The sequence below is a fragment of the Pseudomonas sp. F8002 genome, assembly GCF_013385495.1.
Taxonomy (GTDB): Bacteria; Pseudomonadota; Gammaproteobacteria; order Pseudomonadales; family Pseudomonadaceae; genus Aquipseudomonas.
In genome coordinates this window covers 55,754-65,182 of the sequence record NZ_JACAPW010000044.1, presented here as the reverse complement: position 1 = coordinate 65,182, position 9,429 = coordinate 55,754, and the positions used below count along the sequence as shown (strand labels likewise).

Below are 9,429 nucleotides of genomic sequence, written 5' to 3'. Positions count from 1 at the left end.
TCCCCCTGCAATTTGGCGGCTGGCAAAGATCAAATGTGGGAGCCGTCGAGCTTTAGCGAGGCCGCGATAGCGGCGGGTCAGGCACCATAAATGTCGACTGTACCGACGCCATCGCAGCCTCGCTGAAGCTCGACAGCTCCCACAGGGGATCTACTCCCGCCTTCAGTCCGCGCTCCTATGGCTGGTTCAACTCGATCCAAGCAGTCCCCCTGCAATTTGGCGGCTGACAAAGACCAAATGTGGGAGCCGTCGAGCTTTAGCGAGGCCGCGATAGCGGTGGGTCAGGCACCATCAATGTCGACTGTGCCGTCGTCATCGCAGCCTCGCTGAAGCTCGACAGCTCCCACAGGGGATCTACTCCCGCCTTCAGTCCGCGCTCGTGTGGCTGGTTCAACTCGATCCAAGCAGTCCCCCTGCAATTTGGCGGCTGACAAAGACCAAATGTGGGAGCCGTCGAGCTTTAGCGAGGCCGCGATAGCGGTGGGTCAGGCACCATCAATATCGACTGTGCCGACGCCTTCGCAGCCTCGCTGAAGCTCGACAGCTCCCACAGGGGATCTACTCCCGCCTTCAGTCCGCGCTCGTGTGGCTGATGCCAGGGCCAGGCCACGCTCTTCCAGCAACTGCACAAAACTGTTCAGGCTCTGCGACACCGTACCCCGGCGCCAGATCAGCCAGGTATTCAGAATCCGGAACGTATCGGTCAGCGGCCACACACTCACCGCCGTAAACCCCGGCATGCTCTCCAGCATGCTCCGTGGCATCAGCGCCAACCCGGCACCGGCACTCACACACGCGAGCATCCCGTGGTAGGACTCCATCTCGAAGATCTTCCCCGGCACCGCGCCATCCTGTGAAAACCAGCGCTCGAAGTGATGCCGGTACGAACAGTTCGAACGAAACGTGTAGATGCTCTCCCCGCTCACATCCCGCCCCCGGGTGATCGGCGCGTGATGCAACGGCGCAATCACCACCATCTCCTCCTCGAACACCGCCACGCCCTCCAGCGTCGCGTGCAACACCGGCCCATCGACAAACGCCGCTGCCAGCCGCCCCGACAACACGCCCTCGATCATCGTGCCGGACGGCCCGGTGGTCAGGTCCAGCTCGACCTTCGCGTGCTTCTGGTTATACGCAGCGAGCAACGCCGGGATACGCACCGCCGCCGTGCTCTCCAGCGAACCCAGGGCAAACGCGCCCTGAGGCTCCTCCCCCGCCACCGTCGCCCGAGCTTCCTGCACCAGGTCGAGAATCCGCCGCGCATACCCGAGGAAATTCCACCCGGCCGGTGACAAACGCAATCGGCTCTTCTCGCGAATAAACAAGTCCACGCCCAGGTCTTGCTCCAATTGCTTGATCCGCGTGGTCAGGTTCGACGGCACGCGATGGATCAATTGCGCGGCAGCGCTGATGCTGCCTTGCTCGGCAACGGCTTTGAAAATTTCCAGCTGGACCAGATCCAAGTCATTCTCCAAACGTGAACGTATTGCTTAATATTATTCAGTTTCCGAAAAAGATACAGCGCCGTACGCTGGCCTCCATCCCATTCACTGCGCAGGACGGTGCCATGAACTCCATTTCCTCCCAGACCCACGCGTTGTCGATCAACCCCGCCAACGGTGAAACGGTCGCCAGCTACCCGTACGAAACCGAGGCGCAGCTGGATGCCGCCCTCACCCGCTCGATCAACGCCTTCCGCAACGGGCGCAATACCCCCGTCGCCCAGCGCGCCGAATTGCTGCTGGCCCTGGCCAGCACCCTGCGCGACCAGGCCGAAGAAATGGCCCAGATGATCACCCTGGAAATGGGCAAACCCATCGCCCAGGCCCGTGGCGAAATCGAAAAATGCGCGCAACTCGCCGAGTGGTATGCCGCCCACGGCCCAGCCATGCTGGCCCCGGAAGCCACCCTGGTGGACAACGGCACCGCCCAGATCGAATACCGCCCACTGGGCCCGATCCTCGCGGTAATGCCGTGGAACTTCCCGGTGTGGCAAGTGCTGCGCGGCGCGGTGCCAACCATGCTCAGCGGCAACACCTACGTGCTCAAGCACGCGCCTAACGTGATGGGCAGCGCGTACCTGATGAAACAAGCCTTCCAGCGCGCCGGCTTTGCCGATGGCCTGTTCGAAGTGATCAACGTCACCCAGGACGGCGTGTCCAAAGCCATCGCCGACCCGCGCATCGCCGCCGTGACCCTCACCGGCAGCGTGCGCGCCGGCATGGCCATCGGTTCCCAGGCCGGGGCCGCGCTGAAAAAATGCGTACTGGAGCTGGGCGGCTCCGACCCGTTCATTGTGCTCAACGACGCCAACCTCGACGAAGCCGTGCAAGCTGCCCTGATCGGCCGTTTCCAGAACTCCGGCCAGGTGTGCGCCGCCGCCAAGCGCCTGATCATCGAAGAAGGCGTGGTGGAAGCCTTCACCGCCAAATTCCTCGAAGCCAGCCGCAACCTGGTGATGGGCGACCCGACCGCCAGCGAGACCTACATCGGCCCGATGGCCCGGTTCGACCTGCGGGACGAACTCGACGGCCAGGTCCAGGCCACCCTGGCCGAAGGCGCCACCCTGCTGCTGGGCGGCAACAAAGTCGAAGGCGCGGGCAACTATTACGCCCCCACCGTGCTGGCCAACGTCACCGACCAGATGACCTCGTTCAAACAGGAACTGTTCGGGCCGGTCGCCTCCATCATCACCGCCCGCGATGCGGACCACGCCGTGGCCCTCGCCAACGACAGTGAGTTTGGCCTGACCGCCAGTGTGTTCACCACCGACCCAGAGAAGGCACGCAGCATCGCCAACCAACTGGAAACCGGCGGGATCTTTATCAACGCCTACAGCGTGTCCGATCCCCGGGTCTCGTTTGGTGGTGTGAAGAAGAGCGGCTTCGGGCGGGAGTTGTCGCACTTCGGTGTGCGGGAATTCTGCAACGCGCAGACCGTGTGGCTGAACCGCCGCTAAGGCAAGCGCTGCAAACGATGGCCCGCCCTGCGGGTCATCGTGCTGTCTGGTTCAGCACCGTCACGTACGCACCGAACATATCCGCCATGGCGTCCGCATAGGCGGTGATTTGCGCCTCGGTGCGCGGGCTTCCCGAGAATTCCTTCGCCACCGAACTGAAGGTGGTGGCGATCAAATCGCAGGCCAGGGCGCGGGTGGCTTCAGGCACCTGCGGCAGCAGTTCCAGCATAAACGCCTGGAAAATCTGTTGCCCTTCTGCGCGAACCTCATGGGCTTCGGGCGCATCACGGTACAGTGGCGCGGCGTCGCTCAGGGCGACGCGCATCTGCGCCTCCTCACATTCCGAACGAATAAACGCATGCACCAACGCCCGCAACCGCTCAAGGGCCGGCTGGCTTACGTCCTGCAGAATGCGGCTGAGCATCTGCGAGGTTTGCTGCCACTCATCCGTCTGCAGCCGAAACAGGATGGCCGCCTTGTTGGGAAAGTACTGGTACACCGACCCCACGCTGACACCGGCCTTTTCCGCGACACGGGCGGTGGTGAAACGGCTGGCACCTTCCTTGGCCAAAACCTGAATAGCCGCTTCGAGAATGGCCGACACCAACCCGGTGGATCGCGCCTGTTTGGGCTCTTTGCGTGAGGAAATCTGCGAGGTCTGGCGATCGGTCATGGGGCGTTCCTGCTGCCGTTGGAATGCGAATAGCGAATGTGACGAATTGTTCGCATACTTTAAATGCGACGAATCATTCGCATACTAGCCCGGCGCCTCACGGCGCTCAACCTGCAGCAGGACATCCCCATGAATACGCTTACCTCGGCCCCGATGGCGGCCCTGATTGAACGGCTGTACACACAGGCCGATGCCGCCACCAGCCCCATCATCAACACAGTGACCCACGAAGAACGCGACCGCCTGATGCGCAGCAAGACCGACTACCTGGCACTCTACGGAATGCTGAAAGACCTGTGGTTGCCCGTCTCCCGCGACACCGGCACCCTGCTGTACATGCTCGCACGCAGCAGCAAAGCGCAGGCCATCGTCGAGTTCGGTACTTCGTTCGGCCTGTCCACCCTGCACCTGGCGGCCGCCCTGCGGGACAACGGCGGCGGCACGCTGATCAGCAGCGAGTTCGAGCCCTCGAAGATCGCTCTCGCCCGGCAACACCTGGAGCAAGGCGGCGTGAGCGACCTTGTGGAGATCCGCCAAGGCGATGCCCTGGTTACCCTGGCCACCGGCCTGCCCGACAGCGTCGACCTGCTGCTGCTCGACGGCGCCAAGGCGCTGTATGGCGATGTGCTGAACCTGGTGGAAAGCCGCCTCAAGCCCGGCGCGTTGATCATCGCCGACAACACCGACTACTGCCCCGACTACCTGGCCCGGGTGCGCTCGCCGGCAAACGGCTACCTGTCGGTGCCGATCGGTGACGACGTCGAGCTTTCCGTTCGCCTGGGCTGATGCCCGTCAGAGGATTCAACTCATGTCTGGATTGGTAAGCCCAGTGGTACTGAAATTACTGCCCATCACCCTGGCGGTGTTTGTCGGGTTCCTGATCATCGGCATGCAACTGCCGGTGCTGCCGCTGCACCTGCACAACACCTTGGGCATGGACACGCTGGTGGTGGGCGTGGTGATCGGTGCGCAGTTTGCCGGGGCACTGTTGTCGCGGTCCTGGGCCGGCAATTTTGCCGATATGCGCGGCCCCAAGCGCGCCATGCTCGTGGGCATGCTGGTGGCGGCCAGCTCCGGCTTGATCTACCTCGCGTCCCTGGCGTTTGTGGCGTCGCCGGTGGTCTCGGTGTGGGTGTTGCTCGCCGGGCGCGTGGTGCTGGCGCTGGGGGAAAGCCTGATCGTGACCGGCTCGATGGGCTGGGGTGTCGGGTTGGTGGGGCCGCAAAATACCGGCAAGGTCATGGCCTGGATCGGCATCGCAATCTACGCCGCGTTTGCCCTGGGCGCGCCCCTCGGGGTGGCGGTGAATAGCCAGTGGGGTTTCAGCGGGATCGCCGTCGGGACCATGGTGATTCCGCTGCTGGCACTGGCCATCGTCGCCGGAGCGCAAGGCGTTGCGCCCACCAGCCAGCGGCGCACCTCGTTTTTCAAGGTGCTGCGCTCGGTGTGGGTACCGGGGTTGGGCCTGGCCTTTGCAAGCGTCGGGTTTGGCGTGATTACCGCGTTTATCGCGCTGCTGTTTGCCACCAAGGCCTGGGGCAATGCGTCATTGGCGTTTACCGCCTTTGGCCTGGCGTTTATCGGCGCGCGGATTTTCTTCGGGCACCTGCCCGACAAGATCGGCGGTGCCAAGGTCGCGCTGGTGTGCGTGATAATAGAAGCCGCCGGGCAGCTGTTGATCTGGGGCGCAGACAGCGCCTTGACCGCCTACCTGGGCGCGGCGCTGACCGGCTTCGGCTACTCCCTGGCGTTTCCCGGCTTTGGGGTGGAGGCGATAAAGCGCGCGCCGCCCCAATCCCGCAGCCTGGCGATGGGTGCGTATGTGGCGTTCCTGGATATTTCGCTGGGGGTCAGCACCCCGCTGATCGGCGCCTTGGCCGGCGTGGCCGGAGTGGCATCGGTGTACCTGGCGGGCGCGGTGGCCGTGGCGCTGTCGGTGATCGTGGCGCTGGCGTTGCTTTTCAAGGCGCCAGTGGCGGAGCGCGAGGTTTATACTTCGCCACCTCGCCCTTAACCCACATCACCCGAGATTCCCGATGAGCCTTTCCCTGTCCACAACCCCAGCGCGCAAGCCGGTCGCGCCATTGCTGGCGTTTGCCATCCTGCTGTTCGGCGCCGTCTTCCTGCAAAACAGCGTCGGCTCGCGCCAGGTGCTGTTGCTGGTGGTCGGCGCCGCACTGGGTTTGACGCTGTACCACGCCGCTTTCGGCTTCACCTCGGCCTGGCGAGTGTTCATCACCGACCGGCGTGGCGCGGGCTTGCGTGCGCAGATGGTGATGCTGGCGATTGCCGTGGTGCTGTTCTTCCCCGCGCTGGGGGCCGGCACCCTGTTCGGCCAGCCCGTGGTCGGGCTGGTGGCACCGGCCGGGGTTTCGGTGGTGTTCGGGGCATTCATTTTCGGCATCGGCATGCAGCTGGGCGGCGGTTGTGCGTCCGGCACCCTGTTCACTGTGGGCGGTGGTAACGCGCGCATGCTGGTGACGCTGTTCTTCTTTATCTGTGGTTCGTTGATTGCGACTCACCACGTCGACTGGTGGTTCTCGCTGCCTTCGTTCCCGGCGGTTTCCATCGTCAAAAGCTTCGGCGTGGTGCCGGCCTTGCTGCTGAGCCTGGCCGTATTTGGCATCATCGCGGCAGTCACCGTGCGCCTGGAAAAAGGCCGTCACGGGCAACTTGAAGCCGGCGTCACCAGCGAACACCAGGGCCTGCGCCGCTTCCTGCGCGGGCCATGGCCATTGGTGTGGGGCGCAATTGGCCTGGCCCTGCTCAACTACGCCACCCTGGCACTGGCTGGGCGGCCATGGGGTATCACTTCGGCGTTCGCGCTGTGGGGCGCCAAGGTTGCCGGCGGGTTGGGCGTAGACGTAGGCAGCTGGGCGTTCTGGCAAATGCCGGGCAATGCCAAGGCCCTGGCGGCGCCGGTGTGGGAAGACGTCACCAGCGTGATGGACGTCGGCATCATCCTCGGTGCGCTGTTGGCTGCGGGATTGGCCGGGCGTTTCGCTCCAAGCCTGAAGATTCCGGCACGCTCGCTGTTCGCCGCGGTGATCGGTGGGTTGCTGCTGGGTTATGGCTCGCGACTGGCGTACGGCTGCAACATCGGCGCGTACTTCAGCGGGATTGCCTCGGGCAGCCTGCATGGCTGGGTGTGGTTGGTGGCGGCGTTTATCGGCAATAGCGTGGGCGTGCGGTTGCGGCCGTTCTTCTTTGCAGGTGAGCGTCCGCAGGTAGCGTTGAGCGGTTGCTGACTGATCATTCCCACGCTCCGCGTGGGAATGCCGCCGGGGACGCTCTGCGTCCCGCTGTTGGTGACGCGGAGCGTCACGGGATGCATTCCCACGCAGAGCGTGGGAACGAGCAGCATCATCGGCTTTTTGAAATCACTCCACTCATGTACTGATTCAAGTCGCGGAAGTCCTGAACTTTCCAGGTGAACGGTGACAACCTCACACCGTTCTCCCGCAACGTTCTGGGAATCAGGTCGCCATTTGGACGAAGAATGACGGACGACACGATAACGCCCGGATAATCACTCAAGCGTTTTTTGAAAGTAGCCGTTGTCAGGTCAGGCGTAGGCGGATTGCTTTTATTCGCCAAGGGTCCCGTGCCTTTGATATCCGCGCCGTGGCACACGGCGCATCGCTGCAGATAAATGTTTTTCCCGTTAGCGTTGTCCGCAAAGGACAGTGATGTTTGAACCAGCGATAAAATCCCCAGCGACGCGATGAACGACTTTCTTATTTTCATCTTTCCATGTGGCCTTGTTGTAAAAATCCAATATCAACCAACCGAGCGTAAACGACCCGTTATCCACTCGCGACTGTAAGCCAGCACACGGCCCGACATCGCCGTCGGAAAATGAATAAACCCATGAGCCGCCTGCGGTAACAAAAACACCTCGGACCCCGCCCATCGCTCGGCCATCTGCAGCGTGTCGTCCAGCAACGGGTCCAGCTCCCCCACAAACATCAGCGCTGGTGGCAGCCCGGCAAGGTCGCCATACAACGGTGACAACGGCGGCTGCCGACGCTGCTCGTCACTCAGGCCCGGCGTCAGCAAACGCAGCGCCTCCACCATGCCCGGCCCGTCCAGCAACAGCGTTTCCCGCCCCGCCGTGCGTACGCTCGGTGTACCGGTCAAATCGTAGACGCCGTAATACAGCACCGCCCCGCTCACCCGCGCCAGCAATTCGGGCGATTGCTTCAGCGCCAGCAGCGTGGCCGCCGCCAGGTGCCCCCCGGCAGACTCGCCGACAACGATCACCGGCAGGCCGGCGAACTCCTCACAGTCCGCCAGCAACCAGCGCGCCGTGGCCAGGCAGTCTTCCAGAATCCCTTCGACCGGCGTATTCACCGCCAGCCGATAATCCACCGACACCACCGCCACCTCGCACGCATTCACCATGGCCACGTTGAGGTCGTCATTCATCTGCGCATTGCCGATCACCCAGCCGCCGCCATGGATATCCAGCACCACGCCCCTGGCCTTGCCCTTCGGCCGGATGATGCGCACCGGCACCGAGCCCACCCGCCGGCTTTCAGCGTGCAGGCCATGCTTGAGCAACTTGTTGCCGGCCACCATCTGGCTGGAGCGCAACAGCGCCTGGATCACCCGGGGCGTCACGCGGTTGCGGATGCGAAAACGCGGCATCCAGGCGAGCTTCTGGTTAAAGCGCTGCATTTGCGCCAGTTCATGTTCTTCAGCAGGCCACAGCGTGTGAGTTCCCAATTCGATATTCCCTCTATCTCTAAAAGAGATGTTCACCTTGGCCAGTGTGCGTGGGCATCATGGCAATGATGTTTCCGCCCTCTGCCCACGCCGCCAGGCTCAGCGGTTATTGCGCAGGATGGAGAAATTCAACGCAGCCGCAACGCTGAGCCACACCAGGTACGGGAACAGGATCAGCCCGGTGATCAAATCCAGGCGCACCGTCAGCAGCACCATGGCGGCCACTACCAGCCACAGCAGCGTGATGATCACCATCCCGGCGAAAATCCGGTGGGCGCCGAAGAACACGGGCGTCCACAGGGTGTTGAGGGCGATCTGTGCGGCCCATAGAGCCAGCACGATTTCGCTGCCGGGAATCAGGGTCAAGCGATAGCCAGCCCAAGCCAGCAGCAGGTAGATGATGGTCCAGGCGACCGGGAACAGCCAGTTGGGAGGGGTGAAGCTGGGTTTGACCAGGGTGGCGTACCAGTCGCCCGGTTTGAAGATAATGCCGGTGCTCGCAGCAGCACCGCAGGCCAGAAGAAAAATAAACAACGTCACCATAATCGGTCCTTAGCTGAGAGCAGCTGCCTGGAGATGAAAGCCTTGACGGCGGTTTCAGGGTTGGACGCCCCGCGCAGCAAAAAGTGTATTTTTCTTTGCTCCGTGCCCCGCCACAGATGCCCTAGCTGAACGCGATGTAAACAGCCTGCTGCTCCACCGCCGACTGCTCACAAGCACGCACCAGATCCCGCACGCAATAAAGTCGCCAGCCCTTGCCCGCGCCCCACTTGGCAGCCACATCATCAAACGACGCCGCTTCATCCCGCGCGGCCCGCTCCCAATCATCGTGCCCGATCTCGGCGATCAAGCGTGTTTGGTAGTCCTTCAAAAAGGGAAGCAAGCCCTGCGCATGATCAACCTCCAGCAGCACAACGTCAGCCGAGTCCAGTTGCTGCCTGGCCGCCTCGACCCAGTCCCGCGCCTGCAACGGCAGCGCGTCCAACACCGCCTCAAAGGCCGATCCCGACTTGTCGCTGCCCTGAAACGAACCACACCCAATCTCGCCACCCGCCATGTCGCTCTCCTT

General features: G+C 63.0%; 9 protein-coding genes and 1 pseudogene. 4 read left to right on the top strand and 6 right to left on the bottom strand.

Annotated elements, in window-relative coordinates; genetic code table 11:
- Window positions 1-602: 602 nt before the first annotated feature.
- A pseudogene (locus HX811_RS29265) lies at window positions 603-1,463 on the bottom strand (LysR family transcriptional regulator); the annotation flags it as partial.
- Window positions 1,464-1,567: 104 nt separating this feature from the next.
- Here HX811_RS29265 and HX811_RS29260 point away from each other — a divergent pair.
- Window positions 1,568-2,959: an aldehyde dehydrogenase family protein gene (locus HX811_RS29260; protein WP_177048506.1), complete on the top strand. Its 1,392-nt coding sequence runs from the start codon at window positions 1,568-1,570 to the stop codon at window positions 2,957-2,959.
- Between the two features lie 34 nt (window positions 2,960-2,993).
- On the opposite strand, the gene HX811_RS29255 is transcribed toward HX811_RS29260, so the two are convergent.
- Complete coding sequence (locus HX811_RS29255; RefSeq protein WP_177048505.1) at window positions 2,994-3,632, bottom strand: TetR family transcriptional regulator; 639 nt, start codon at window positions 3,630-3,632, stop codon at window positions 2,994-2,996.
- Between the two features lie 129 nt (window positions 3,633-3,761).
- Between HX811_RS29255 and HX811_RS29250 the strand changes: the two genes are divergently transcribed.
- From HX811_RS29250 to HX811_RS29240, 3 genes are read left to right on the top strand one after another with little or no spacing between them, the layout of a single operon-like run.
- The gene (locus HX811_RS29250; RefSeq protein WP_003214482.1) at window positions 3,762-4,418 is read left to right on the top strand and encodes an O-methyltransferase; all 657 of its coding nucleotides are present in this window, start codon (window positions 3,762-3,764) and stop codon (window positions 4,416-4,418) included.
- A gap of 22 nt (window positions 4,419-4,440) precedes the next feature.
- Complete coding sequence (locus HX811_RS29245; RefSeq protein ID WP_177035784.1) at window positions 4,441-5,646, top strand: arabinose transporter; 1,206 nt, start codon at window positions 4,441-4,443, stop codon at window positions 5,644-5,646.
- Window positions 5,647-5,668: 22 nt separating this feature from the next.
- A complete protein-coding gene (locus HX811_RS29240; RefSeq protein ID WP_177009663.1) occupies window positions 5,669-6,880 on the top strand; it encodes a YeeE/YedE family protein in 1,212 nt (403 codons plus the stop codon).
- Window positions 6,881-6,995: 115 nt separating this feature from the next.
- Here the strand turns inward: HX811_RS29240 and HX811_RS29235 are convergent, their stop codons facing one another.
- From HX811_RS29235 to HX811_RS29220, 4 genes are all read right to left on the bottom strand, one after another.
- Window positions 6,996-7,379 carry a cytochrome c gene (locus tag HX811_RS29235; RefSeq protein WP_177048504.1) on the bottom strand — a complete coding sequence of 128 codons (384 nt, stop codon included), beginning with the start codon at window positions 7,377-7,379 and terminating at the stop codon, window positions 6,996-6,998.
- Window positions 7,380-7,412: 33 nt separating this feature from the next.
- A complete protein-coding gene (locus HX811_RS29230; RefSeq protein ID WP_177048508.1) occupies window positions 7,413-8,312 on the bottom strand; it encodes an alpha/beta hydrolase in 900 nt (299 codons plus the stop codon).
- Between the two features lie 147 nt (window positions 8,313-8,459).
- A complete protein-coding gene (locus HX811_RS29225; RefSeq protein WP_076016149.1) occupies window positions 8,460-8,900 on the bottom strand; it encodes a TspO/MBR family protein in 441 nt (146 codons plus the stop codon).
- 124 nt (window positions 8,901-9,024) lie between these two features.
- The gene (locus tag HX811_RS29220; protein ID WP_177048503.1) at window positions 9,025-9,417 is read right to left on the bottom strand and encodes a hypothetical protein; all 393 of its coding nucleotides are present in this window, start codon (window positions 9,415-9,417) and stop codon (window positions 9,025-9,027) included.
- Window positions 9,418-9,429 lie beyond the last annotated feature (12 nt).